Genomic DNA, 24,920 nt, shown 5'->3' on the forward strand with positions numbered 1-24,920 from the left:
GCGGCGGCCACCTCGGGCAACAGGCCCATAATCACGAATGCCGTGGTGCCGATGGCCAGCGCGGACACAGCGCGGACGAGAAGCGCAGTAGGCATGTGCCTGCTCCTTGAAATCGGTGGTTATGGCGGGAGGCCGTGAGTTACAGCTCTTCGCTCATCTGGCGAAGGAATTCGGTGATGACCGCTTCATTGCGTTTGAAGAAGTGCCATTGGCCGACTTTGTGGCTAGTCACCAGCCCGGCGCGCTGCAAGGTCGCCAGATGCGCCGAAACGGTGGACTGCGAGAGGCCGGTACGCTGGTCGAGCTTGCCGGCGCAAACGCCGATCTCGAACGGGTGATCCTGCTCGTCGAAATATTTTTCCGGGTCCTTCAGCCAGTGCAGCATGTCGCGGCGCACCGGGTGTGCCAGGGCTTTGATGATTTCGTCGAGGTCGATGGCCATGTTCGGGCACCTGGGCGGCTGTACCGCTAAATCGCAATGGAGTGGACTGTATATCGTCATCTCGCGATATACAGATTGTTTGCGCCGATACTGACTATCGATGGCTTCGATGCCGGGCAACCTGGGACTCACCGGCCATGGCCGGCCGCCGATACCCAGGATGGCTGTCCGGCAGTAAGCTGGATGCCATGAACTATCTCGCACACCTTCATCTGGGCGGCCAACAGCCGGCACAATTGCTCGGCAGCCTGTACGGCGACTTCGTCAAAGGCCCCTTGGTTGGGCGCTATCCGGCGGATATCGAGGCGGCGATCCGTCTGCATCGGCGCATCGACGTGTTCACCGACAGTCATCCGCGTGTGTTGCAGGCCAAGGCGCGCTTTCCCGCTGAGCGGCGGCGTACGGCGGGGATTCTGCTCGACCTGTTCTTCGATCATTGCCTGGCGCTGAATTGGCAGGATTATGCCGACGAGCCGTTGGCGCATTTCACCTCACGGGTCTATCAGGTGCTGCTAAGAGAGCCCGAGCTGCCAGAGCGCCTTGCCTTTATCGCCCCACGCATGGCGGCGCAGGACTGGCTGGGCAGCTATCAGGAGTTTGCGGTGCTCGAACAGGTGCTGCAGGGGATGCGTCGGCGGCTGTCACGGCCGCAGCTGCTGGATGGCGCGCTGGATGAGCTGGCAGCCTTGTACCAGCCGCTCAGCGAGGACTTCCGGCAGTTTTACCCGGATGTGCAGGCGTTTGCGCGCAGGCAAATCGATGCGCCATGATGCGCCGCATCGACCCCTTTCCAAGCGCAATTCAAGCGGCGTTACGCAACGGTTCGGCTTCACCGTAGAGCGCGTTGCCGACGGCCAGATGCGCCTGTTTGGCCAGCTCGCTGCGCGACAGTCCGGCTGTCGCGATGGGTGTCAGCAACTGCACCTGGACGGCGGCCAAGTCGCTGGAAAGCAGGCGAATCAGGTGCGAGAGCAGGTCATCCTCGCCGATAAAGGGCGCAATCGCGCAATCCAGTTGGCCTTCGCGCAGGTAACGAATCGCCACCGGTTGCAAGGGCACGCCGGCCTCGATGGCACTGTTCAATAACCGCCCGTGAAAGTTGCGCAACGCGCGGCCATCGGTGGTGGTGCCTTCCGGGAAGATCAGCAGGTCGCGGCCTTGCTGCAGATGTTCCGTCAGTTGCCGGTTGAGCAGGCCGCTATCGCCCGAGCCGCGGCGGATGAACAAGGTGCCGGCCTTCTTCGCCAGCCAGCCTGCCACCGGCCAGCTACGCACTTCGGCCTTGGACAGGAAGGACAGCGGCGCCAACATCCCCAGCAGCGGGATATCGGTCCAGGACACATGGTTGCTGAGCCACAGCATCGGCTGGCGCGGCAGTTCGCCCTGGACCTCGATCTGGAAGGGCAGCGCCGCGCTCAGCCGCAGCAGATACCAGCGGGTCATGCGCTGCCGGATGTGGCGCAGATCGCGCAGTTTCAGGCGCTCCAGCAGGCTCATCCAACTGGCCAGCAGCAGGCCCAGCCCGATCACCGTCAGCAGACGGGCGATGCGCAGCCACAGCCGCAGCTTGCCCATCACACGGCGGCCTTGAAGTGGCGGGCGTAGCGTGGGCACAGCTCGTCGCGCTTGAGCAGGATGAACACGTCGGCGACCTGGAAGTCCGGGTCCCAGCAGGGCTCGCCGCAGATCTTCGCGCCCAGGCGCATATAGGCCTTGAGCAGCGGCGGCATTTCGGCGATGACGTTGCCCGGCAGATCCAGCGCCGGCAGCGGGGTTTTCGGCTCGGCACGCAGGTGTTCGGTGCACAGGTAACGCTCGCGCAGGCGCTGCATGATCGCCTGGGCCTGGATGCCGCCGTCCTGCATGGAGATGCTGGCGCAGCCCATCAGGTAGCTGTAGCCGCCTTCATTCAAGACTTCGGCCAGCTCACCCCAGAGCACGGCGATGGTGCCGCCGTTGCGGTAAGCCGGGTCGACACAGGTGCGGCCGATCTCCAGCACCGGGCCTTGCAGATGGGCGAGGCCGTGCAGGCTGAACTCCTCTTCGCTGTAGAAGCGGCCGAGGCTGTGGGCAGCCTGGTGGTCGAGCAGGCGGGTGGTGGCGACCAGGCGCCCGCTGTTCAGGTCGCGCACGCCGATGTGCGCGCAGTGGCTGTCGTAGTCATCCATGTCCAGGCCGAGTTCGGCGCCTTTCAGTTTGGCGTCGAACTCGGCGCTGAATACGCTGAAGCGCAGTGCCTGGGCTTCCCGTAGTGCGCGCGGGCCAATCAGGCGTTCGGCCTGTAGGCGGCGTTCCTGGGTATTGTGGTCACGAGTACGGGCAATATGGGTCATCTATGAGCCTCCGTTACAGGCCGTGTGAAAACTGCTGCGGGCTTCGCGCGTTATACGGCGTTGAAATCAGGCTCAGACTGCTCATTTACAGCTCGTAAACTCCGCGTCTTCGCCTGATTTCGCCTTGTCTAACCTTCGCTCGCTACGTTTTCACACGGCCTGGTTAGCCAGCCTTATGCGGGTTGCGGCCAAGCGACTTTGTTGTGCAAGCTCACCTTAGATAACCCCGGTGTCACCTCCATTAAGCTTTGGTGATGCTTGCATGACAGTGAACAAGGAGCCCCCCATGTACTGGCAACGACTGCTCGAAACCCGCGAGCGCCTGCCTGCAATGCCCGCCCTGGACGATTGGTACGCCGCGCTGCTGGCGCAGCTCGAGGAGGGCGTCAGCCCGTTCGAGTTGGCGCTGCTCGGCGGGCGCTTGGCGGCAACGCCGGGCTTGGCCTTTCTCGCGGGCTATCAGGGCGCGCTGCGGGCGTTGTGGCCGTCGGCGCCTTGGTCCCTCGGCGCGCTGTGCGTGACCGAGAACAAAACCCTGCGCCCGGCGGATATGCACACGCGCCTGGACGAGCTGACGCTGCACGGGCGCAAGGATTTCGTCACCGCCGCCGAGGCCGCCGACTGGTTGCTGGTGGCCGCGCGCAGCGAGGTGGAGGGGGCCGCGCCGCAGTTGGCCTTATGCGTGACCTACAGCGGCGCGCCGGGCGTGCGCATCGAGCCCTTGCCGGCGCTGCCCTTGATGCCGGATATCGGCCACGCCCGCTTGCATCTGGACGGCGCCCAGTGCGAACGCCTGGCGGGCGATGGCTGGGATGCTTACGTGAAACCTTTTCGCACCCTCGAAGACCTGCACGTGCTCAGCGCCATCGGCGCCTGGCTGTATGGCATCGGTCAGGATCAGGGTTGGCCGCTGGAACTCAGATTGCGCTTGCTCGGTGTGCTCGGTGGTTGTGCCGAAGTGGCGCGGCAGGGCGCCACGGCGCCGGCCAGCCATCTGTTGTTGGCCGGTGTATTCGCTCAGTTCGGCGCGCTGAAAGCCGAACTGACGGCGGCATTTGCCGCTGGCCCGGCGGAGTTGGCGGCACTCTGGCAGCGCGATTGCACTCTGTTGGAAATCGCCCGGGGGCCAAGGGTCAAGCGCTTGGAAAACGCGCTGGCGGCGTTGGCGCTGGCTTGAGTCCCTGGCCTGTCTGAGCACTGGTGCGTGCGGCTGAGCATTTAGGCTGCTGAGGGGGCGCTTTGGGCGCTGTTTTCCGTCATCTGGCCCGTGCTAGGGTTTGCTTCTTCTGCCAACCAGAGGCTGCACAATGCCCGCTCACCTGTTTCGCTGCCTATGCCTCGCCAGCTGCCTGAGTGCCACGGCCAGCTTGGCTTGCGCCGAAACCTGGCCCGCCGCCGATTGGGCGAGCGCACCCAGCGCGCCCAGCCCGGCCATCGAGGCCCTGGAGGCTTACGCCTTTCCCGCCCGCGATGACGCGACCCGCAAGGGCATCCGCACCGATGCGCTGCTGGTGATCCGCGATGGTGCAATCGTCTACGAACGCTACGCCGGCCCGACCAAAGCCGAAACTCCGCACCTGACCTGGTCGGTGAGCAAGAGCCTGATGGCCGCCACCCTGGGTACGGCCTATGGCAACGGGCGCTTCAAGCTGGATGATCCGGTGGCCAAGTTCTACCCGCCGTTCGCCGGGCATCCAGAGGTTAAGCTCGGCCATCTGCTGAACTGGGCCTCCGGTCTGGCCTGGGAGGAGGGGTACGAATATGCGCCGCTGAAATCCACCGTGGTGGCGATGCTCTACACCCGTGGCCGCGCCGATATGGCGGCGTATGCGGCGAGCATCGATCAGGAAGTCGCGCCCGGCACCCGCTTTCGCTACTCCAGTGGCGACAGCAACCTGCTCTCGGCCGCCTTGAAGGGTGCGGTCGGCGAGCCGGCGTACAAGACTTACCCGTGGACCGCGCTGTTCGAGCCGCTTGGAATCACCAGTGCGGTATGGGAAACCGATGCCAGCGGCACCTTCGTCGCGTCCTCCTACGCGTATATGACCGCCCGCGATCTGGCCCGGGTCGGCCTGCTGATGCAGCGCGACGGGCGTTGGGGCAAGCGCCAGCTGTTGCCGAAGGCCTGGATTGCCTTCAACCGCACGCCGTTCGCCAACTACCAGCCGTCTGCCGAGACTGCCGGCGAGGCGGTGCCGGGCGGGCAGTGGTGGCTGAACGCGGCGGTGGCCGGTGCCGCCAAGCCCTGGCCCGATGTGCCGGAGGATGGCTTCGCCGCGCTTGGCCACTGGGGGCAGGCGCTGTATGTGGTGCCGAGCGAGAAACTGGTGATCGTCCGCTATGGCGATGATCGCGACAAAAGCTACCAACACAACCAATTGCTGAAACTCGCGAAGGCGGCTTTCGCTGCGCAGGTCAACCCATGAGCGCCTTTATCAGACGTCGCCCGTTCACCAGCCTGTTGCTGCTGATCTTCGTTGCGTTGGCCTTGCTCGGCTGGCAGAACCGCGTTCATCTCGCGGCGTTCCCCGGCATCATCGGTGCTTACTCGGCCAAGGAATACTGCTCCTGCCGCTATGTGATGGATAACTCGGCGGACTACTGTCTGGGCTACGTCAAGCAGTACGTGCCCACCAGCGGCTTCTTCGATGATGCGGCCAATAAACGGGTCACCGCACGTGGCCTCGGCAGCAGCCAAACGGCCGCCTGGCTCGGCCCGCGGCAGGGTTGCCAGTTGCTGCCAGAAGCGGCGGCGCTGCCGGAGTCCTGAGAACCTGCTCATGATCTGCTGCGCGTCGGCCATGCCGCGTTGAAATCGGGCTCAAAATGCTCATTTACAACTCGTAAACTGCGCTTCTTCGCCTGTTTTTGCCTTGCCTGATCTTCGCTCGGCGACTTTCCGCACAAAACCTCGCAACATTGCTGGTGTAGGCCAGGGAATAGGGAGAAATGTTTGGCCAGTGCAAATGAGCAACCACTAGTGCCGCAATGCGCCGCCTTCTTGCGCGGGAAGTCCGCCTGATGCCCGGTGCGGTCTTCCCCTGGCGCGGTGCTAATCGCTTCGACTTATTGATCGACGGCCCGGCGTTTTTTCCGCGCATGTTCGAGGTGATTGCGCGGGCCGAGCGGCAGGTCGAGTTGGAGCTGTATTTGCTCGAGGCGGGTGCCTGTGTCGAGGCGCTGGTGCAGGTGCTCTGCGCGGCCGCCGAGCGCGGCGTGCAGGTGCGCTGCCTGTTCGATGACTATGGCAGCCTGGGTCTTCTCGCGCGTGAGCGTGAGCGCCTGCTCAAGTCAGGGGTTCAACTGCGTTTCTACAACCCGATCAGCCTGCGCCGGGGCCTGCGCAATCTTTACCGGGATCATCGCAAGCTGCTGTTGGTGGATGGTCAGCGGGCTTTTGTCGGCGGCACCGGAGTCACCGACGCGTTTTGGATGCCAGGCCAAGACAGCAGCGCCTGGCATGAGGTCATGGTGGAAATGGCCGGGCCGCTGGTGGCCGACTGGCAGCGCTTGTTTGACCGGCAATGGCAGGCCTGTCTGACCCGTCTCGCCTGGAAATCACCCCTGGAGGCCGGGTTGGCGCGTTTGCCGCCGTGCCCGCCCGCGGGCGAAGGCCTGGGCCGTGTGGCTTATGCCAATGCCCGACAGCATCGGGACATCGTGCAGTCGCTGGTGCGTGCGCTACATGGCGCGCGACAACGGATCTGGCTGGCGACGCCGTATTTCCTGCCGACCTGGAAAGTCCGCCGCGCGCTGCGCAAGGCCGCCGCGCGCGGCGTGCAGGTGCACTTGTTGCTGACCGGGCGGCGCACCGATCATCCCCCGGTGCGTTTCGCCGGTCAGCGTTACTACCCGCGCTTGCTCAAGGCCGGGGTGCGGATCTTCGAGTACCAGCCGTGTTTCCTGCATCTGAAGATGGTGTTGGTCGACGATTGGGTCAGCCTGGGTTCCTGCAACTTCGATCACTGGAACCTGCGGTTTAACCTCGAGGCCAATCTCGAGGCGCTGGACCCGGCGCTGGCCGAGGCGGTCGCCGCCAGCTTTGCCACGGACTTCGCCCATAGCCGTGAAATCACCCTGGAGCGCTGGAAGGCGCGGCCCTGGTGGCGGCGGGTGCAGCAGCGGGTATGGGGCTGGTTGGATCGGCTGGTGGTGAATCTGCTCGATAAGCGCCGCTAAGAACCTGCTCACGATCCGCTGCGGGCTACGCGCGTGATGCTGCAAAACAGGCTCAGCAAGCAGCTTGCTGCTAACGCGCTTTAGCGCGGCCCCGAAGGGGCGAGCGAAGCGAGTCATGCTCATTTACAGGGCGTAAACTGCGCTTCTTCGCCTGTTTTTGCCTTGCCTGACCTTCGCTCGCTTGGGTCGTGAACAGGCTCTAAGCCACAGGGCCGGTGCTGCCCAGCCTTTTGTCGGGTGCTGCGTGCCAGCCAGCTGGCTATGCTCGGCCAATAACCACCAGAGGGATGCGCCCATGCGCCGCCACCAACACCTGTTCGTCCTGTTGCTGCTGGCGGTCCTGGCCGGTTGTTCCACGCCTGGCGCGTTCTTCGGCGCCAGCGCTGGCGCGGCGTTCAGCAAACACGCGGCGAGCGACGAGAACCACGCCCTGGTCTACCTCTACCGTCCGCAAAGCGACTGGGCCGATCAGGAGTTGGAGGCGCCGGGCCTGTTCCTCAACCATCAACTGATCGGCAGCCTGCCGAGTAACGGTTATCTGCTGCTGGAGTTCGAGACGGCCAGTTATCAGCTGGAAATGCGCCGGCCGCTATTGGGCAGCTACTGGACGCTATTGGCCGACGGGCCGTTGGACTTCACCCGCATCGCCAGCTTCGCCCTGGATGCGCAGGCCGGCGGCGTTTACTACCTGCGTTACGACGAATTGAATCCCCCACCCACCAGCAAGGGCGCCCCGAGCACGGGGGACGGGCCGTTGCAGCTGGTCGCGGACGGCCTGGCGCAAGAGGAAATCGGTGTCACCCACGAAGTGCAGCCGTTCGCGCAGATTGCCGCGAGTGGCGAGCGCGTCCGAGCCCAGCGGGGCTTCTGGCGCAGCGTCGGCAAGGCACTGGATAAGATCGGCATCTAGGCCCAAGCGCCCTCCGCTTTTCGTCGACCGGACAGAGGCATTGGTAAGCAGATTTGCAGCAGCCCGCAGAGCCGCCTGCTAAAGTCACCCGCTAATCAAACAGGGGAAGGGAGTCTCTATGCGGCTACTACTGATGGCATTAATGCTAATGCCGATGCTGGGAAATGCAGCGGTCTACAAATGCCCTGAGGCGAATGGGCGGGTTGCGTTCTCCGATAAACCCTGCGGTGGCAGCGCTGCTTCGCCCGATCGGCAACTCGATCTGAAGACCATGGAGGTTGGCATAAACGAGGTTCAGCTCAAAGAGCAGCGAAGGCAAGAACAGCTTGCGCCTGCAGATTACATTTCGGTCCCAGTGCAGGAGACCTATTGCCGCGCCCTCAGCAGTGCCGAGAGGCAGTCAAATGTCGAGACTCACCAGATAGTTCTCGGGATGAAGGAAGCCGACGTGCGTCGGGCCTGGGGTGGTCCGGCGGTGGTAAGTGGCGAAAGGCCGGTGCGGCTGACGTATCCCTGGCGCGATAGCACTTCCTACGTCTACATCGTGGATGGATGCGTGTGGCGGATTGACGGTGGATACGGCGGGTGATGAGGCGCCATCGTTATACGAGCCACCCGTATCGGTAAATACAGGCTAAAACTACCTCACCCTTTCGCGCCCGCTGCTGACCTGTAGCGGTCCGCTCTTGAGCGGCAGGCGCCCCGCCGTCTGTAACGTAATATTAGGCTGTTACCTGTTCGGGCGGGCGCGGCGGAATAATCCGCTAGTTCCCCCCTCTTACTGCCAGGAGACAGATGATGGCCGCGAAAAAGATTCTGATGCTGGTCGGCGACTACGTCGAAGATTACGAAGCCATGGTGCCTTTCCAGGCTCTGCAGATGGTTGGTCATACCGTGCATGCGGTCTGCCCGGACAAGATCGCCGGGCAGACGGTGCGCACCGCGATCCATGATTTCGAAGGCGACCAGACCTACAGCGAAAAACCGGGGCATAACTTCGCCCTGAATTTCGACTTCGCCAAGGTCAAGGCGAAAGACTATGACGGCCTGGTCGTCCCCGGTGGCCGCTCGCCGGAATACCTGCGCTTGAACAAGCAAGTGCTGGAGCTGGTAAAAGCCTTCGATAAGGCCAAGAAGCCGATTGCCTCGGTCTGCCATGGTGCGCAATTGCTGGCGGCGGCGGGCGTGCTCAAGGGGCGTGAGTGCAGCGCCTATCCGGCCTGCGCGCCGGAAGTGCGGCTGGCCGGTGGCGAGTATGTCGATATCGAAGTCAGCCACGCGCATGTCGAGGGTAATCTGGTTAGCGCCCCGGCCTGGCCGGCGCACCCAACTTGGCTGGCGGGTTTCCTGGCGCTGCTGGGCACCACGATCAGCCTCTAGGTTGCCCTGTAAACACCGCATCACACAGGACTCCAGCATGTGCGAGCTCTACGTCAAAGCCGACCCGATTCTCTACGAGTCCCGTTCGCGTTCGCTGCGCATCTGTGGCGTGGTCACCACCCTGAGGTTGGAAAACCAGTTCTGGGACCTCCTCGCGGAAATCGCCGCAGTCGACGGCATGACCACCAACCAGCTGATCGGCAAGCTGTACGAGGAGGTCATGGACTACCGCGGCGAGGTGGTCAACTTCGCCTCCTTCCTGCGGGTCAGCTGCACCCGCTTTCTCAGTCAACGGCCGAGCAATGTGCGCGAGCTGGCAGTGGCGCAGCGCGCGCAATAGCACGCGCGCTACGTCCTTGGTCGGTAAGCGCTAGCGCTTAGGCGAATGCCAGCACCTCCTGCAAAGGCCTGCGCAGTTTTTGCGGCCAGTTGCCGGCGGCCGGATAGCCTGCGGTGACCAGCATGACCGGCAACTCATTGGCCGCCAGGCCGAACTCCCGCGCCACGCCCTCTGCATCGAAGCCGCTCATGGCCCCGCTGGCCAGGCCCATACCTTGCGCCGCCAGCATCAGCGTCATGGCGGTCAGGGAGGCCGAACGCAGCGCTTCGTCACGTTGCAGCTGAAGATTGCCCGCGTGCGACTCGCTGGCCATGGCCACCCAGCCATCGAGGGTGGCGGGCGGCAGAATGCCGGCGTCGACCGACGGCTGCAGTGCCTGAGCGAGGCCTTCGTGGGCCGCCAGGGTGCCGCAGATGATAAAGGTCACGGGTGCATCCAGTACCTGGCGTTGCTGGTAGGCCACGGCATGCAAGCGGGCCTTGGCGGCGTCCGAGCGCACCGCGATAAATTTCCAGTTCTGCAGGTTGTAGGCTGAGGGCGCGCGGGTGGCCAGTTGCACCAGCTCGCGGATCACCGTCTCGGGCAGATCGCGACCTGCTTGGTAACGCGTGGTGGAGACCCGGGATTCGATAAGGTCCTTGATGGCAGTGTTCATAGCATGCTCCGTTGCACAGGGGGTTCTAGAGTGGGTAAATCAGTTGTTTTTTGGCTGGCCGGTGTGGCTGTGGTCGAGCTCCATTGCACCGCCAGAATGCTGCCCAGCACGGTGATCAGCCCCAGCAGCGCCAGGCCGGTGATGCTCTGTCCCAGCAGTGCCCAGCCCAGCCGCACGCCCAACCCCAGTGACGCGCGCAGCCTGCTGGTGCATTTGACCCCGGCCGGGCTGGAGCTGATCGACCGCGCGGTGACCGCCCATGTCGCCAACGAAGCGCGGATTCTCGCGCCTATAGCAGCGGCACAGCTGGCGCAGCTGGATGCACGGCTATCGGAGCTGTTGGCGATTTTGGAACCGGCGGCCGAGTGATTTTCCAGCAAACCCAGGCCGGGCAGCCGGGCTGGCGACTAGATGAGGTTGAGTAATGAGCAACGAGTTGCGGATCGAAGATATTCATCTGGGTGAGGGCAAGGCGGTGGTCAAAGGCGCCTTGATCACCACCCAGTACAACGGCTTTCTCGAAGACGGCACCCAGTTCGATTCGTCCTATGATCGCGGCAAAGCCTTCCAATGCGTGATCGGCACCGGCCGGGTGATCAAAGGCTGGGACCAGGGCCTGATGGGCATGAAGGTCGGCGGCAAACGCAAACTCTTCGTCCCGGCCCACCTCGGCTATGGCGAACGCCAGTTCGGCGCCCATATCAAGCCCAACTCCAATCTGATCTTCGAGATCGAGTTGCTGGAAGTGCTAACGCGGGATGATTAAGGAGGGCAGGTTTCGGCCAGGAGCTGCCGTTGGGGAGAGGGAAATAAATTTGTCCCTTTTTTCCACTTAGATGAAAGCCGAGCTCACTCTATAAAGTATCTTCGATTGAAAAAATAAGCCGTTATCTTCCTGCTTCCCATTAGATTCGAGCCAGATATCCCCCATCCCTGCGGCTTCTCTCGCGCGGCTTAGCAGCAGTCTTGATGATTGGGTGGTACTCCTTAATTTCCCCCTCGATACTCTGGACAGCGTGATGGCAGAACAGTAGCCTCGATTAAATCGACTGTCGCTCTCACCTGCCGTCAAGGATTGATATTCATGAGCATTTCCGAAAAATTTATAAATTTTTTAGATAATTTGAAACTTACAAATGAAGACCAGATCAGCCTTCGCTATGGTGAAATTACGGCCGCACTCAACAAGGAGTTCAGAGACACAGAATCGAAAACAAATAACAACTTGCAGGTCGGTTCATACGGACGCTGGACAGCAATCAAAGGCATATCAGATTTGGACATGCTTTACATTATGCCTGCGTCCAAATGGGATGAGTACAACAAAACAGGAGGGCAATCAAACCTTCTCACCGACACAAAGAATGCTATAAAAAATCGCTACCCCAAGACTGAAATATACGTCGATAGTCCTGTAGTCCGGGTTCTCTATACGGATTTTCATGTTGAGGTTCAGCCGGTATTTGAGCAGGATGATGGAAGCTTCAAATATCCAGATACTCGGAATGGTGGAAGCTGGAAGGCAACAAAGCCTCGGGAAGAGATAAAAGAGATCTCCAAAATTGACGGAGAAAAAAATAAAAATCTTCGCCGACTTTGTAAAATGGCGAGAGCTTGGAAGAACAAACATGGCGTGGCTATGGGAGGACTTCTTATTGACACTCTTGCCAATAATTTTCTCAAATCAACAAACTATTACAACGACAAGAGCTTTTTGTATTACGACTACATGAGTCGTGACTTTTTCGAATACTTGGCGAACGAACCGGATAAAGAACACTATGCCGCGCTTGGCAGTGGCCAGCGGGTAAAGGTAAAAAGCAAATTCCAAAAAGCAGCCAAGAATGCCCATGATCTCTGCCTCAAGGCTATTGAAGCAGCCGATACAGAATCCGAAAACAAGAAATGGCAAAAAATTTATGGCAGGCCTTTCCCTGCAGCAGCGATCGTTACAAAAGCCGAGGCAGTCACAGTCGCTAGGGCTGACAATACTGAGCAATTTATTGAGGAGATGTTTCCGGTAGATATACGACATCCGCTTCAAATTGACTGCTCTGTCTCTCAGAATGGCTTTCGTGAAACCATGCTACGAGAATTTCTCCAGCAAAAACTACGCCTTAAGCTAAGTAAGTCGCTAAACTTCCATGTGGTCGGCCACAGCGTTCCTGGGAACTACAGTATTTACTGGAAGGTTCTTAACCGCGGAAGCGAGGCAATCAGAAGAAATTGTATTCGAGGGCAAATTCGAAAGGATCAAGGTCATCTACAAATCGAAGAGCACACAAATTTTCACGGCAACCATGTCGTGGAGTGCTATTTTGTTGTGAACGATGTAGTTGTCGCAAAAGATAGACTTGAAGTCCCCGTCGAGTGAGATCAAGATGAATAATCAAGAGCAAGATACGGCGAAAACGAAAGCTCTTAATATAAATGAGCGCACTCATCTAGAAGACCAAATTCGCGAGTGTTTTGGCCGGGTCGTTTACACCCATAAGACCCATGAAAAAATGGCGGACAAATGCTCTAAAACTCTTGCGCGATTCAAGATCGCACAGATTGTTGTTTCTGCCCTTACCGCTTCTAGCGCCGTAATCGTGGTTTTCTTCGACCCCGTATGGGTAAAGGTTGCAACTGCCTTTCTATCTCTTCTTACTCTTCTGGTTTCGGGATATATGAAGGGATTTGACCCTGGTGGAACTGCACAAAAACATCGAGATGCTGCAGCAGGCCTGTGGCCCATTCGGGAGTCTTATCTATCACTCATTACCGATTGGAGAATGGAACAAATAACTTTTGAAGAAGCAACGAAGCGTCGGGATGAGCTTCAAGCAAAGCTAGCTGCGATCTACAAAGGTGCCCCTCAGACCGATGGCAAAGCTTATGCCGCAGCCCAGAAGGCGCTTAAGAATAATGAAGAGTATACGTTCTCGCATTCTGAGATCGACTGCTTTCTCCCCTCTTCGTTACGCAAAGAGCACGGAGTTAAGTAGGAGCCAAAAAAGGGGACGGTGCGCTCAACCGGTCGACTGCTGCCCGACCGTGATAGGCCGGAGCGTCCGCTTCTGGCCGGCTCCTGTCCTTTGCAACCGGCAGCTTTGGGCGTTCTGAACCGGCCGTGACCGGCTCAGTTCGGCCAGAAGCAGACGGCGAGAGACTCGAATTACTTAGGATGGCTTTGAGCGCAACGATACCTATCACGGGTGATAGCTTGGCTAGAGCAAATGCAGCGAACAACATGCACCGACGCTCTGCTTCAGGGGAACCGCTGGATTATGCAGTGGTATGCAGACCGCCCCGATAGCTTCGGACAAATAAACGTTGTTCGGGTTGCCTTATAAAGCAATGTAAAAAACAAGAGATAAAGTTTAGGATGGAATTTAACAACAGAGAAATCGCAGCGGTTATTTGGATCGCGACTGTAATTGTTGCAGCATCATTCAAGTCTGAGATCAGAAACTCCTTAACCAGCCTGGCAGGAGCATTCTTTAAAAAACCCATAGTCATTTCAGTAGCGCTTGCAGCTCTTTGGATATCGTTCTGCGTCTGGTTCTTAAGCGATATCGGACTTTGGGATTTTAGCAACCTCAAAACCACTCTTGTATGGGGGGTGGCTTTTGCTTTCGTTACAATGATGGATATCAGTAGAATCAGTGACGACAGCACGTATTTCAAAGAGACGATACGCGACACCATTAACATGACAGCCGTAGTCACCTTCATAGCAGAAGCATATAGCTTCAGTTTATTAGTCGAGTTAATTATCCTTCCGCTAATAAGTATTGTAGCCATGATGCAGGCGATTGCGAGCAGATCAGAAGAGCATGTTAAAGTACAAAAGTTCTGCACGGGAATTTTGACATCCGCGGGGATAATCTATCTAGGGTATGGGCTATCTAGTGCGATGACTGATTTTGGAGGTTTTGCAACCACTGAAAACCTCCTGGAGTTCACAGCCCCCATAATGCTATCACTTCTTTTTTTACCTTTTATATACCTAATGAGTGCCTTTGTAACCTATGAAAACAGGTTCCTTGGACTGCGTTACTCAATCAAAGACAAATCACTCATTAGGTACTCCAAGCTAAAGGCCATTTTTAGCTTTGGTTTCAATTTAGAGTCACTGAGGCGCTGGGTACGTGAAATTCAGTTACGGCACCCAACTAATCGCGCAGAAATAAACAAAACAATTTCCGAAATAAAGCACAGAAGAAAAATAGAGAAAAGTCCTCCTGAGGTCGACCTAAACGAAGGCTGGTCACCTTATGCAGCAAAAGACTTTCTGAGCGATATTGGGCTTAAAACTCGAGACTACCACCACTCCTACAATAATGAGTGGACAGCCAGCTCTAACATGCTGGAGCTTAGCAATGGCCTTTTACCAGATAATATTGCATATTACGTTGAAGGAAACGAAAAATCGGCAAAATTATTAAAGCTAAAACTAAACATAAACAACTCTGCGAGCGCCGCTGACTCAGATAGTCTTTTCAAAGACACATGTTACATTTTGCTAAACAAAGCACTCGGAGAGGTACCAGTTAACATGATTGAATCGATCGAAAATCTCGAGAGTTGCCTCGCCATCTTCGAACAGTACAAGTTAAGTATTTCCTTCGACGAGTTTGCAGGAGGGGCAAAGAAAGGGTATTCACGCAAGCTAGTTATTGCGCACCTTGGAGCGGATAATCCCTCGCTGGGAGAAAATGGGCCAGACTTATTTCCCACAGCCTGACCGTCAGCTTTGGGTCGAAAGCCGCCGCTCACCATACCGCTGCTTTCTCCATCACTAAAAACAACAAACCCGGCACGAGGCCGGGTTTGTTGTTTTTGCAGCAGTGCTTACTTGATCTCGACCGCCAGGCTGTCGGCGATCTTCTTGTTCCAGATCGCCGGGCCGGTGATATGCACCGACTCGCCCTTGGCATCGACCGCCACGGTGACCGGCATGTCCTTCACCTCGAACTCGTAGATGGCTTCCATACCCAGTTCGGCGAAGGCCAGCACCTTGGACTTCTTGATCGCCTGGGCCACCAGGTAGGCGGCGCCGCCGACGGCCATCAGGTAGACGGCCTTGTTGTCCTTGATCGCCTCGATGGCGATCGGCCCGCGTTCGGACTTGCCGATCATGCCCAGCAGGCCGGTCTGCTCGAGGATCTGCCGGGTGAACTTGTCCATCCGCGTCGCGGTGGTCGGGCCAGCCGGGCCAACCACCTCGTCGCCTACCGGGTCGACCGGGCCAACGTAATAGATGAAGCGACCCTTGAGGTCGACCGGCAAGCTTTCGCCCTGGTTCAGCATCTCGACCATGCGCTTGTGCGCGGCGTCGCGGCCGGTGAGCATCTTGCCGTTGAGCAGGATGGTTTCGCCGGGCTGCCAGCTCTGCACGTCTTCCGGGGTGATGCTATCCAGATCGACGCGGCGGGCCGAGGGGCCGGCTTCCCAGACGATCTCCGGGTAGGCATCCAACGGCGGCGCTTCCAGGCTGGCCGGGCCAGTACCGTCGAGCACGAAGTGGGCGTGACGGGTGGCGGCGCAGTTGGGGATCATGCACACCGGCAGGGAGGCGGCGTGGGTCGGGTAGTCCATGATCTTGACGTCGAGCACGGTGGTCAGGCCGCCCAGGCCCTGGGCGCCGATGCCCAGCTGGTTGACCTTGTCGAACAGCTCGAGGCGCATTTCCTCGATCTTGTTTTGCGGGCCGCGGGCTTTCAGCTCGTGGATGTCGATGGACTCCATCAGCACTTCCTTGGCCATCACCGCGGCTTTCTCGGCGGTGCCGCCGATGCCGATGCCGAGCATGCCCGGTGGGCACCAGCCGGCGCCCATTTCCGGCACGGTCTTGAGCACCCAGTCGACGATCGAGTCGGACGGGTTGAGCATGGCCATCTTCGATTTGTTCTCGGAGCCGCCGCCCTTGGCCGCGACGTCCACTTCCACTTTGTCGCCGGGGACGATGCTGTAGTGGATCACCGCCGGGGTGTTGTCCTTGGTGTTCTTACGGGCGCCGGCCGGGTCGGCCAGGATCGAGGCGCGCAGGACGTTTTCCGGCAGGTTGTAGGCGCGCCGCACGCCTTCGTTGATCATGTCGTCGACGCTCATGGTGGCGCCATCCCAGCGCACGTCCATGCCGACCCGGATGAATACCGTGACTATGCCGGTGTCCTGGCAGATCGGCCGGTGGCCGGTGGCGCACATGCGCGAGTTGATCAGGATCTGCGCCATGGAGTCGCGCGCGGCCGGCGACTCTTCACGCAGGTAGGCTTCATGCATGGCTTGGATAAAATCTACCGGGTGGTAGTAGGAAATGAACTGTAAGGCGTCGGCGACGCTCTGAATCAGGTCGTCTTGCTTGATCACGGTCATGCGGCGCGCTCCTCTATAAACACGGGAACATCAAGGCGCGCCGGACCACGACCCGGCGCAGGCTCTCAAGGTAAAAAGGCAAGGCAAAAAAGGCGCGGCAGTATAACGCGGCGTTTGCCCTCGGCGCACCCGCCGGCAATAGACCTTGGTCGGTTAACGCACCAGTCAGCGTACTAGGCATTTTGTGAGCTCAGCGGTAGAGTGGCAGCAAGATGCCAGTACGGGACGGAGCCCATGAGCACCGCGAGTGAAAGGGTCACACATAGAGCCCTGCAAAGCCTGTTGCTGAAGCGTTTCGGCATGGCGGTAGCGACCTACGGCCTCAGTTTGTTGTTGTTTTGGATCACGCTGCTCAGCGATCTGTACCGTGCGCCGTTGTCCACCGCGCTGATTGGCTGCGCGCTGGTGGTACTCAGCCAGGTCGTGCTGTTTGTCGTGTTTATCAGTGGCTACAACCTGCGCTTCCGCGACCCCAGCCTGACCGAGCCGCAGGTGCTGTTAGCCCTGGTTTGGCAGACCTACCTGCTTTCCCACCTCGATAGCGCCCGTGGCACCTTGCTGGTGATCTACGTGCTGATTCTGCTGTTTGGCGTATTTCAGCTGCAGCCCCGGGTCTTTGCCCGTTGCGCGGCTGTGGCTTTTTTCGGCTTCGCCGGCATCAACCTCTGGGATGCCTACCAGCTGCGCCTGGCCGAGCCAGGGCTGGCATTGTTGCAAGTCTGTGCATTGTTGTTTGTGCTGGTTTGGTTGAGCCTGTTTGCCGGTTATATGCAGGCGCTGCGCCAGCGCATGCGTCAGCGGCGCTTCGCGTTGCAGGCGCACCAGGACACCCTGCGCGGCATGATGCGCCAACTGGAAGATCTGGTCGCAACCGATGAACTGACCGGACTGTTCAATCGCCGGCATTTCCTCCGGCTTGCCGCGCGGGAGCTGGATAGCCTTCGACCAGGGCGTCAGCATGGCCTGGCGCTGATCGACCTGGATCACTTCAAGCGGATCAATGATGTTTACGGCCATGCGGTCGGCGATCGCGTGCTGCAGACCTTAGCCGCGGTGGCGCGCGCCTGTCTGCGCGATGGCGATGTGTTGGCGCGCTATGGCGGCGAGGAATTTGTGTTGTTGCTACCCAATACCGATGCCGATCAGTTCACCGCCTGCTGTGAGCGCCTGCGTGAAGCCTTTGCCTGTGCCGAGCCGGTCGGGGTGCAGGTGGATAGCATCAGTTTGTCGGCCGGCATGACCTTGCTGGCCATGGGCGACGATCTCGACGAGGCGCTGCAACGGGCCGACCAGGCACTCTACCGGGCCAAACGTGGCGGGCGTAACCGCTGCGATGCGGCGTGGGAGGGCAGCGGTGCCTGAGCTCTGTGTCGCCGGCCGGCGTTGCACTGTGGCTCCGGCCAGTAATCTATTGGATGCCCTGCACGGCGCGGGTATCGCGGTGCCCTACAGCTGCCGCGCGGGTAGTTGTCATGCCTGCCTGGTGCGCTGTGTGCGTGGCGAGCCGCAGGATGCCAAACCCGAGGCGCTGGCGGCGCAGCGGCGTGAGCAGGGCTGGCGCCTGGCTTGCCAATGCCGAGTGGTCGAAGACCTGAGTGTCGAGGTGTTCGACCCCGTGCGCGATGGCTTGCCGGCACGGGTCGACAGCTGTACCTGGCTCAGCCCCAGCGTGCTGCGTCTGCGTTTGCTGCCCGAGCGGCCGTTGCGCTATCGCGCGGGTCAGCACCTGGTGTTATGGAGCGCGACGGGCGTGGCGCGGCCGTATTCCCTGGCCAGCCTGCCGGATGAAGAGCCCTGGCTGGAGTTTCATCTGGATTGCCGCCACAGCGGCGCCTTTAGCGATGCGGCGCGCCAACTCAAAGCCGGGGATGGGCTGCGTTTAGGCGAGTTGCTTAGCGGCGCCCTGCATTACGACCCGGACTGGCAGGCGCGACCGCTCTGGCTGCTGGCCGCCGGCATCGGCTTGGCGCCACTGTACGGGGTGCTGCGCGAAGCCTTGCGCCAGGATCATCAGGGCGCTATTCGGCTGATCCATCTGGCTCACGACGCGTCCGAGCATTACCTCGCCGCCGAGCTCGGCGCGTTGGCCCACCGCTACCCGCAGTTGCAGGTCGAACTGCTCGGCGCGGCCGAGTTGCCAGCGGCTTTGGCCGAACTGCGCCTTGTTTCAAGGCAAACCCTCGCCTTACTCTGCGGCCACCCGGCCAGCGTCGAAACTTTCGCCCGCCGGCTGTATTTGGCCGGTCTGCCGCGCAACCAGATGCTCGCTGACCTGTTTTTGCCCCACGCGTAGGCTGGGTAGAGCGCAGCGAAACCCAGCGGCGGGCCCATGCTGGGTTTCGCCAAAAAGCGGCTCTACCCAGCCTACGAATCCCCGGCCGCGAACCCTGCAAGGAGTTGTATGAGCGAGCATGTAGTCGTTGAGCGCGAAGAGGGCCTGCTGACCCTGCGCCTGAATCGCCTGGATAAGAAGAATGCGCTGACCCGCGCGATGTACAGCCGCCTGGCCGAGGTGCTGGAAGCCGCCGATGCCGACCCGAGCGTGCGCGCGGTGCTGATCAGCGGCAGCAGCGAGTGTTTCACCAGTGGCAACGATGTCGCCGACTTCCTCCAGGCGCCGCCAACGAACCTGGATAGCCCGGTGTTCTGCTTTATGCGCGCCTTGTTCGAGATGAACAAGCCGGTAGTCGCGGCCGTCGCTGGCGCCGCAGTCGGCATCGGCACCACGCTGCTGCTGCATTGCGACCTGGTCTATGTCAGCCGCGATGCCCGGCTGAAAATGCCTTTCGTCAGCCTCGGCTTGTGCCCGGAGTTCGGCTCCAGCCTGATCCTGCCGCAGCTGCTCGGCCAGGCCAAAGCGGCCGAGCTGCTGCTGCTGGGTGAGTCCTTCAGCGGTGAACAAGCCGCTGCCTGGGGCATCGCCACTGCGGCCTTGGCGGATGGCGCGGCCACCTTGGCCAAAGCCCGTGAGATGGCGCTGCGCTTCCAGCAATTGCCGCCCTCGGCAGTTGCGGTCAGCAAGCGCTTGATGAAGGCCCCGGGCCGCGAAGCGCTGCGGCGGGTGATTGCCGAAGAGGCCGAGTTGTTCGGTCAACGCCTGCGGTCGCCGGAGGCCATCGAGGCGTTGTCGGCTTTTATGCAGCGGCGCAAACCGGTTTTCTCGTAGGGTGGATTAGCGCAGCGTAATCCACCAATGCCGCCATAGGCGGCACCTTGCGGTGTCGATGGTGGGTTTCACCCAGCCTACAAAAGCAAAAGGCCGCTCACTGAGCGGCCTTTGTCATTAACGGCTGCGCTTAAACCAGCGGATCACCGACATGCAGGATCTTCATGGTGTTGGTGCCACCGGTGGTGTGATAGCTGTCGCCCTTGGTCAGGATCACCCAGTCGCCTTTCTGCACCACGCCACGCTTGAGCAGTTCGTCGACCGCCGCCTGGCTGACTTTGTCCGCCGGCAGTGCCGCGGGGTCGAAGGGCACGGTGTAGACGCCGCGGAACAAGGCCACACGGGCCTGGGTTTCGCGGTGCGGGGAGAAGGCGAAAATCGGGATCTCGGAACGGATGCGCGACATGATCAGCGGGCTGTAGCCGCTTTCGGTCAGGCTGATGATCGCCTTCACGCCGGGGAAGTGGTTGGCGGTGTACATCGCCGCCAGGGCGACGCTTTCATCGCAGCGCTCGAAGGTCTGGCCGAGGCGATGGCTGGAGCGTTTGTTGGTCGGGTGCTTTTCGGCACCGACACAAATGCGTGCCATGGCGGTCACCGCTTCGACCGGGTACAGGCCGGCGGCACTTTCGGCCGAGAGCATCACCGCATCGGTGAAGTCCAGCGCGGCGTTGGCGACGTCGGAGACTTCCGCGCGAGTCGGCATCGGGCTACTGATCATCGACTCCATCATCTGCGTCGCGGTGATCACCGCTTTGTTGTAGCGGCGCGCGTGGAGGATGATTTTCTTCTGGATGCCGACCAACTCGGCGTCGCCAATTTCCACGCCGAGATCGCCGCGGGCGACCATCACCGCGTCACTGGCACGGATCAGCCCGTCCAGGGTTTCATCGTCGGCCACCGCCTCGGCGCGTTCGATCTTCGCCACCAGCCAGGCAGTACCACCGGCTTCGTCGCGCAGGCGGCGGGCCAGTTGCATATCGGCGGCATCGCGCGGAAAGGACACCGCCAGGTAGTCCAGCTCCATCTCCGCGGCGAGCTTGATGTCGGCCTTGTCTTTGGCGGTCAGCGCTGGCGCCGTGAGGCCACCGCCACGGCGGTTGATGCCCTTATGGTCGGACAGCGGCCCGCCGATCAGGACCTTGCAGTGCAGTTCGTCGGCAGTCGTCGACTCGACGCGCATCACCACGCGGCCATCATCGAGCAACAGTTCGTCGCCGGTTTTGCAGTCCTTGATCAGGTCCGGGTAGTCGATACCGACCACTTCCTGGGTGCCGGCATCGCGCGGGTGAGTGACGGAGAAACGGAAGCTGTCGCCTTCCTTCAGCTCGATGCGTTTATCGGCAAATTTGGCGATGCGAATCTTCGGTCCTTGCAGGTCGCCGAGCAGCGCGACGAAGCGGCCATGCTTGGCGGCTATCTCGCGAACCAGGCGCGCACGCGCCTTGTGTTCGTCCGGGGAGCCGTGGGAGAAGTTCAGGCGGGCCACGTCCAGGCCGGCGAGGATCAACTGTTCCAGCACTTCGGGGGAGTTGCTGGACGGGCCGAGGGTGGCGACGATTTTAGTGCGACGGAAGGTCATGCGAGGGACTCCAGGGTTCGAGCAGAATGCGAGGCTACTATGCGGCGGCGCTGTAGTCATTGTTGCGCTGCACTACCTAAAACAACGGTTTGCAGTTCCGGCAGGACGTCGCATTTCGCCGCAAAAGTGCGTCGCGAGCTTGCCGATTGGTTTTCTGCAAAGGCTTGAGTTCGCTTGCCTCGGTGCGCAAGAAGGTGACGGCTTAGGGGGTCGCCTGGTTTAGCGCCTGATCCAAATGGCGCGCCGCTTGGCTGGCCTGCGCGCTGCTCGGGAACTGCGCCAGTAACTGCCGCAGGTAAGCGATGGCCTTGTCGCGGTTGGCGTGGGGGTTGTCGGCGGCGAGGTACATCAGGGCTAACTGGTAGAGCGCTTTTGCCTTGATGTCCGCCTGTACGCCGCTATCGCTGAGGGCCAGTTGGTAGAACTCTTCGGCTTCGGCAACCCGATCCTTGAGCACCGCGCGGCGTGACAGCAGGGTCATGTCCGGGTCGAGACTGGCTTGGTAGAGGTCGAGGTTTTGGCTGGGGTGCCAATGGACCAGCAGCTCGCGGGAGGTTTTCTGCACCGGCTCCTGGGCGCGCTGGCGGATCAACTGGATGCGAGCAGTGCTGCGTGTTGCTGCACGCGTCCCCGGAAATTCGTTCTGCACCCGATAGAAGTCGTTGAGCGCCTTGGCGTCGTTGCGCTCGTCGTTGTAGCGGCTCATATAGATCAGGCCGATCTGGTACAGCGCAATGGCGCGTACTTCTGGGCTGAGCTTTTTGTCGTGGTAGCCGGTCAGGTAGGTTTGCTCGGCGTGGGCACTTTTCGCATCGCGGATGGCCATGGCACTGTAAGTCAGCAGATCGCCTTCCTCTTCTACCGCCGCCGTCATGCGGTTGCTCTTCAGCGTCTTGTACTCGACCACCTCTTGGGTGGTGACCTGGGCAATAAACAGGGGCGTGGTGGGCGAGCAGGCGACCAGTAAGGCCGAGCAGACCAACATAGCGAGGCGAGTGGGCATGAGGTTTCCTTGGCTCTTGGGCCGGGCGCGGCCAGTCTAGTCAGCGCCAGCGCTGCGAGCCAAGTGCTGCGGTGCAGTTCCAATCGGAGGATATGCTGCAGTCTGGAATCTGCAGTTTTTGCCGTGACAGTCGATAAACTGCACCGCGGAGGATACGCCCAGGCGAATTTTACTGGTGCCGGCCTTGGCCCTGAGTGCCGCCGGCTGCACCCGGTGGTCGCTCGATTAGCATCTGAATAACGCCTAAACTCAAGTTTCATTTCAGGGAGGAAAGCCATGCGTTATCTGTTGTGCTGTGTGCTGTTGTGGCCGGGATTGGCCGCCGCGGAGATCTACCGTTGGACCGATGCCCAGGGGCAGGTGCACTTCGATCAGCGTCCGGCTGCGGGTGCCGAACAGATCGAGGTCAAGCCGCAGGTGGTCGAGCGCGATGCCGCCACCCGCGAGCGGGAGACGCGCACCGAGAAGTTTTATCAGGCGCGCCGGCAGGAGCAGGAACAGGCTTCGACCCAGGCGGCAGAACGCCAGGGCAAGCGTGAGCAAGAATGTCGTGAGCTACGCAATAGGCTGGCGCAGCTAGCCGATGGTGGGCGTTATTACTCAACCGATGCACAGGGCCAGCGGGTCTATTACAGCGATACCCAGATAGACACCGCTCGTCGCCAACTGACCGAGCGCGTGGCCGAACACTGTGGTTGAGGCTGGCTTGGTGGTGAGAGTGCGACCATACTCAGTCGTCATTTGTAGCGATTTGCCATCATGCGAATTGAACGCCGAATCGAACGCCATCAGTTGCCTTACTACCTGAAGGTCTTCAACCGCATCACCGATAAGCCGATGGGTTACCTCGGCAACGTCTCGTTGGATGGTTTGCTGCTGATCAGCCAACTGCCGATGCTGGTGGGCGCGCGTTTCGAGATGTGTTTGAAGATTCCCGGGCAGGCTGGCCAACGCCTCATCGACTTCTCGGCCACCTGCCAGTGGTGCCGCGAAGATGTCACCCCGGGCGGTTTCGACTCCGGTTTCGCCTTGGTCGCGCCGCCGGCGGACTATGTCGAGATGGTCGAGGCCTTACGCCAGTATTTCAGCTTCCGCCCCTTGGGTGCGTCGGTGTAACGCCGCAGATTTCTACTGCAGATCAAATCTAGTGGCTTGAGCGGTTGATTCGTTTCCCAATGTAGGCTGAGTTTCGCCAAGCTCTACCCAGCCTACGAGCTTCTATCCCCGATCAAAACACCCCGGCCTTCTTCCACGCGAGATAGCGCCCGACCAGCTCCGGGCCGAGTTCGCTTGGCCGTGCATCCAGTATCGGTACCCCGTGGGCGGCCAGGCGTTCGTGCAGGCCGGCGCGGGCATTTAGGTAATCCACCGTGCCGCAGTAGGCCAAGGCCTCTTCGTAGCCTTGCACCGGTGTCTGGCGCAGCTTGTCGAGGACTTCTTCGCGCAGGCTGGTGAGCAGGACGCGATGCTGGCGCCCCAGGCGTTTGAGCGCACCGAGCAACTCCTCGTCGTCTTCGTCGCGCAGGTTACTCACCAGTACGACGAGTGCGCGGCGGCGTTGGCGGGCGAGTAGGGCGTCCACGGCAGCGGCGAAGTCGGCCGGGCGCTGGCTGCTGTCCAGGTCGTAGACGGCGTTGAGCAAGACGCTGAGCTGCGCCGGGCCTTTGACCGGCGGCAGGAAGCGCTGCTGCTCGCCGGCAAAGGTCGCCAGCCCCACCGCATCGCCCTGGCGCAGCGCCACATAGCTGAGCAGCAGGCAGGCGTTGAGGGCGTGGTCGAAGTGCGAGAGATCGCCATCTTGGCTGCGCATCCGGCGACCGCAATCGAGCAGGAAGATGATCTGCTGGTCGCGTTCGTCCTGGTATTCACGGGCAATCGGGGTGCGTTTGCGGGCGGTGGCTTTCCAGTCGATCTGCCGCAGCGTGTCGCCGTCGCGGAACTCGCGCAGTTGATGGAATTCCAGACCCAGGCCGCGGCGTGGGCGCTGGCGCACCCCGAGCCGGCTGAGCCAGTCGTCCACCGCCAGCAACTGGGCGCCATAGAGGCGGGCGAAGTCTGGATAGACGCGGGTCTCAGCGGCGAGTTCGAGGTAGCGTCGGCCTTGCCACAGGCGTAGCGGGCTGGGCAGGCTGAGCTCGCAGCGGGGAAAGCTGAAGTGCCCACGCACCAGCGGGCGCACGCGGTAGCTAAAGTGAGTCTGCTCGCCGGGGTGCAGCTCGATGCGTTGCGGCAGGTGTTCGAACTCCATGCCGGCGGGCACGTGGTCGAACACCTCCAGCCTTTGCACCTGGCTGAAGCGGTGGTGAGCCGTCAGCTGTACCTCGCCCCAACGGCCGAGCGACAGCTTGCCCGGCAACTGGCGTTCCAGGCGCGGCGAAGGCAGGCGGCGCAGCCAGACCGCATCGACCAGCGCGAGCAGCGTGAGGGCGAGCAACAGCCCCCACCAGAGTGGCGGCAAAGTCGCGGGCAGCTTGATCCCCAGCGCCGCTAAAGCGCCGAGCAGGATGGCTGCGCCGAGCAGGCCGCCGAGCAGCGCTAACAGCGTGCGGGACGGTTTCATGCGGGGC

27 protein-coding genes and 1 pseudogene are annotated in these 24,920 nt (G+C 60.7%); 19 read left to right on the forward strand and 9 right to left on the reverse strand.

Features of this window, described 5'->3' with window-relative positions:
• Positions 1 to 5 precede the first annotated feature (5 nt).
• Both FFS12_RS20270 and FFS12_RS15145 read right to left on the reverse strand, forming a co-directional pair.
• Positions 6 to 95 (reverse strand): annotated as a pseudogene (locus FFS12_RS20270) (hypothetical protein); the annotation flags it as partial.
• Positions 96 to 139: 44 nt separating this feature from the next.
• Positions 140 to 442: a helix-turn-helix transcriptional regulator gene (locus FFS12_RS15145; protein ID WP_137887880.1), complete on the reverse strand. Its 303-nt coding sequence runs from the start codon at positions 440 to 442 to the stop codon at positions 140 to 142.
• Between the two features lie 188 nt (positions 443 to 630).
• Between FFS12_RS15145 and FFS12_RS15150 the strand changes: the two genes are divergently transcribed.
• Positions 631 to 1,212, forward strand: coding sequence for an ACP phosphodiesterase (locus FFS12_RS15150; protein WP_137887882.1), 582 nt, complete (start codon positions 631 to 633; stop codon positions 1,210 to 1,212).
• A 31-nt stretch (positions 1,213 to 1,243) separates the two neighbouring features.
• On the opposite strand, the gene FFS12_RS15155 is transcribed toward FFS12_RS15150, so the two are convergent.
• Both FFS12_RS15155 and olsB read right to left on the reverse strand, forming a co-directional pair.
• A complete protein-coding gene (locus FFS12_RS15155; RefSeq protein WP_137887884.1) occupies positions 1,244 to 2,017 on the reverse strand; it encodes a 1-acyl-sn-glycerol-3-phosphate acyltransferase in 774 nt (257 codons plus the stop codon).
• Entirely contained in the window at positions 2,017 to 2,775 is a 759-nt protein-coding gene (gene olsB, locus FFS12_RS15160; protein WP_137887886.1) for an L-ornithine N(alpha)-acyltransferase, read from the reverse strand. The genes FFS12_RS15155 and olsB overlap by 1 nt, the downstream gene beginning before the upstream one ends.
• A 286-nt stretch (positions 2,776 to 3,061) precedes the next feature.
• Here olsB and FFS12_RS15165 point away from each other — a divergent pair, with 286 nt between their 5' ends.
• The 8 genes from FFS12_RS15165 (at position 3,062) to FFS12_RS15205 (ending at position 9,584) form a co-directional block, all read left to right on the forward strand.
• Entirely contained in the window at positions 3,062 to 3,952 is an 891-nt protein-coding gene (locus FFS12_RS15165; RefSeq protein WP_137887888.1) for an acyl-CoA dehydrogenase family protein, read from the forward strand.
• Between the two features lie 130 nt (positions 3,953 to 4,082).
• Complete coding sequence (locus FFS12_RS15170) at positions 4,083 to 5,201, forward strand: serine hydrolase (protein ID WP_137887890.1); 1,119 nt, start codon at positions 4,083 to 4,085, stop codon at positions 5,199 to 5,201.
• Complete coding sequence (locus FFS12_RS15175; protein ID WP_137887892.1) at positions 5,198 to 5,545, forward strand: amidase; 348 nt, start codon at positions 5,198 to 5,200, stop codon at positions 5,543 to 5,545. The genes FFS12_RS15170 and FFS12_RS15175 overlap by 4 nt, the downstream gene beginning before the upstream one ends.
• Positions 5,546 to 5,796: 251 nt before the next feature.
• The gene (locus FFS12_RS15185; RefSeq protein WP_137887994.1) at positions 5,797 to 6,954 is read left to right on the forward strand and encodes a phosphatidylserine/phosphatidylglycerophosphate/cardiolipin synthase family protein; all 1,158 of its coding nucleotides are present in this window, start codon (positions 5,797 to 5,799) and stop codon (positions 6,952 to 6,954) included.
• A gap of 295 nt (positions 6,955 to 7,249) precedes the next feature.
• Complete coding sequence (locus FFS12_RS15190) at positions 7,250 to 7,864, forward strand: DUF2846 domain-containing protein (RefSeq protein ID WP_137887894.1); 615 nt, start codon at positions 7,250 to 7,252, stop codon at positions 7,862 to 7,864.
• Between the two features lie 118 nt (positions 7,865 to 7,982).
• Positions 7,983 to 8,453 carry a DUF4124 domain-containing protein gene (locus tag FFS12_RS15195; RefSeq protein WP_137887896.1) on the forward strand — a complete coding sequence of 157 codons (471 nt, stop codon included), beginning with the start codon at positions 7,983 to 7,985 and terminating at the stop codon, positions 8,451 to 8,453.
• Between the two features lie 206 nt (positions 8,454 to 8,659).
• Positions 8,660 to 9,244: a DJ-1/PfpI family protein gene (locus FFS12_RS15200; protein ID WP_171011888.1), complete on the forward strand. Its 585-nt coding sequence runs from the start codon at positions 8,660 to 8,662 to the stop codon at positions 9,242 to 9,244.
• A 37-nt stretch (positions 9,245 to 9,281) separates the two neighbouring features.
• Complete coding sequence (locus FFS12_RS15205) at positions 9,282 to 9,584, forward strand: ribbon-helix-helix domain-containing protein (protein WP_137887900.1); 303 nt, start codon at positions 9,282 to 9,284, stop codon at positions 9,582 to 9,584.
• A gap of 37 nt (positions 9,585 to 9,621) precedes the next feature.
• Here FFS12_RS15205 and FFS12_RS15210 read toward each other — a convergent pair whose 3' ends face one another.
• A complete protein-coding gene (locus tag FFS12_RS15210) occupies positions 9,622 to 10,239 on the reverse strand; it encodes a nitroreductase family protein (RefSeq protein ID WP_137887902.1) in 618 nt (205 codons plus the stop codon).
• 30 nt (positions 10,240 to 10,269) lie between these two features.
• Between FFS12_RS15210 and FFS12_RS20055 the strand changes: the two genes are divergently transcribed.
• The 5 genes from FFS12_RS20055 (at position 10,270) to FFS12_RS15240 (ending at position 14,971) form a co-directional block, all read left to right on the forward strand.
• The gene (locus tag FFS12_RS20055) at positions 10,270 to 10,608 is read left to right on the forward strand and encodes a hypothetical protein (protein WP_218568985.1); all 339 of its coding nucleotides are present in this window, start codon (positions 10,270 to 10,272) and stop codon (positions 10,606 to 10,608) included.
• Between the two features lie 55 nt (positions 10,609 to 10,663).
• Positions 10,664 to 11,005, forward strand: a complete 342-nt coding sequence (locus FFS12_RS15225; RefSeq protein WP_137887904.1) for an FKBP-type peptidyl-prolyl cis-trans isomerase — start codon at positions 10,664 to 10,666, stop codon at positions 11,003 to 11,005.
• Positions 11,006 to 11,323: 318 nt separating this feature from the next.
• Positions 11,324 to 12,613 carry a nucleotidyltransferase gene (locus FFS12_RS15230; RefSeq protein WP_137887906.1) on the forward strand — a complete coding sequence of 430 codons (1,290 nt, stop codon included), beginning with the start codon at positions 11,324 to 11,326 and terminating at the stop codon, positions 12,611 to 12,613.
• A gap of 7 nt (positions 12,614 to 12,620) precedes the next feature.
• Positions 12,621 to 13,229 carry an SLATT domain-containing protein gene (locus FFS12_RS15235; RefSeq protein ID WP_137887908.1) on the forward strand — a complete coding sequence of 203 codons (609 nt, stop codon included), beginning with the start codon at positions 12,621 to 12,623 and terminating at the stop codon, positions 13,227 to 13,229.
• Positions 13,230 to 13,609: 380 nt separating this feature from the next.
• Positions 13,610 to 14,971: a hypothetical protein gene (locus FFS12_RS15240; protein WP_137887910.1), complete on the forward strand. Its 1,362-nt coding sequence runs from the start codon at positions 13,610 to 13,612 to the stop codon at positions 14,969 to 14,971.
• 107 nt (positions 14,972 to 15,078) lie between these two features.
• Here FFS12_RS15240 and FFS12_RS15245 read toward each other — a convergent pair whose 3' ends face one another.
• Complete coding sequence (locus FFS12_RS15245; protein WP_137887912.1) at positions 15,079 to 16,602, reverse strand: fumarate hydratase; 1,524 nt, start codon at positions 16,600 to 16,602, stop codon at positions 15,079 to 15,081.
• Between the two features lie 234 nt (positions 16,603 to 16,836).
• Here FFS12_RS15245 and FFS12_RS15250 point away from each other — a divergent pair, with 234 nt between their 5' ends.
• From FFS12_RS15250 to FFS12_RS15260, 3 genes are all read left to right on the forward strand, one after another.
• The gene (locus FFS12_RS15250) at positions 16,837 to 17,964 is read left to right on the forward strand and encodes a diguanylate cyclase (protein ID WP_137887914.1); all 1,128 of its coding nucleotides are present in this window, start codon (positions 16,837 to 16,839) and stop codon (positions 17,962 to 17,964) included.
• Positions 17,957 to 18,895 (forward strand): iron-sulfur-binding ferredoxin reductase, encoded by a 939-nt coding sequence (locus tag FFS12_RS15255; protein WP_137887916.1) that lies wholly within the window; start codon positions 17,957 to 17,959, stop codon positions 18,893 to 18,895. Before FFS12_RS15250 ends, FFS12_RS15255 begins: the two co-directional genes overlap by 8 nt.
• A gap of 108 nt (positions 18,896 to 19,003) precedes the next feature.
• Positions 19,004 to 19,768, forward strand: a complete 765-nt coding sequence (locus tag FFS12_RS15260; protein WP_137887918.1) for an enoyl-CoA hydratase-related protein — start codon at positions 19,004 to 19,006, stop codon at positions 19,766 to 19,768.
• A gap of 130 nt (positions 19,769 to 19,898) precedes the next feature.
• Here the strand turns inward: FFS12_RS15260 and pyk are convergent, their stop codons facing one another.
• Together pyk and FFS12_RS15270 are read right to left on the reverse strand one after the other, a co-directional pair.
• Positions 19,899 to 21,350 (reverse strand): pyruvate kinase, encoded by a 1,452-nt coding sequence (gene pyk / locus FFS12_RS15265; RefSeq protein ID WP_137887920.1) that lies wholly within the window; start codon positions 21,348 to 21,350, stop codon positions 19,899 to 19,901.
• 202 nt (positions 21,351 to 21,552) lie between these two features.
• Positions 21,553 to 22,353 (reverse strand): tetratricopeptide repeat protein, encoded by an 801-nt coding sequence (locus FFS12_RS15270; RefSeq protein WP_137887922.1) that lies wholly within the window; start codon positions 22,351 to 22,353, stop codon positions 21,553 to 21,555.
• A gap of 276 nt (positions 22,354 to 22,629) precedes the next feature.
• Between FFS12_RS15270 and FFS12_RS15275 the strand changes: the two genes are divergently transcribed.
• Positions 22,630 to 23,052, forward strand: coding sequence for a DUF4124 domain-containing protein (locus FFS12_RS15275; RefSeq protein WP_137887924.1), 423 nt, complete (start codon positions 22,630 to 22,632; stop codon positions 23,050 to 23,052).
• A gap of 60 nt (positions 23,053 to 23,112) precedes the next feature.
• Entirely contained in the window at positions 23,113 to 23,469 is a 357-nt protein-coding gene (locus tag FFS12_RS15280) for a PilZ domain-containing protein (protein ID WP_137887926.1), read from the forward strand.
• A 112-nt stretch (positions 23,470 to 23,581) separates the two neighbouring features.
• Here FFS12_RS15280 and FFS12_RS15285 read toward each other — a convergent pair whose 3' ends face one another.
• Complete coding sequence (locus FFS12_RS15285) at positions 23,582 to 24,913, reverse strand: DUF58 domain-containing protein (RefSeq protein ID WP_137887928.1); 1,332 nt, start codon at positions 24,911 to 24,913, stop codon at positions 23,582 to 23,584.
• Positions 24,914 to 24,920 lie beyond the last annotated feature (7 nt).

Source organism: Pseudomonas sp. 2FE (genome assembly GCF_005503735.1).
GTDB lineage: Bacteria > Pseudomonadota > Gammaproteobacteria > Pseudomonadales > Pseudomonadaceae > Aquipseudomonas.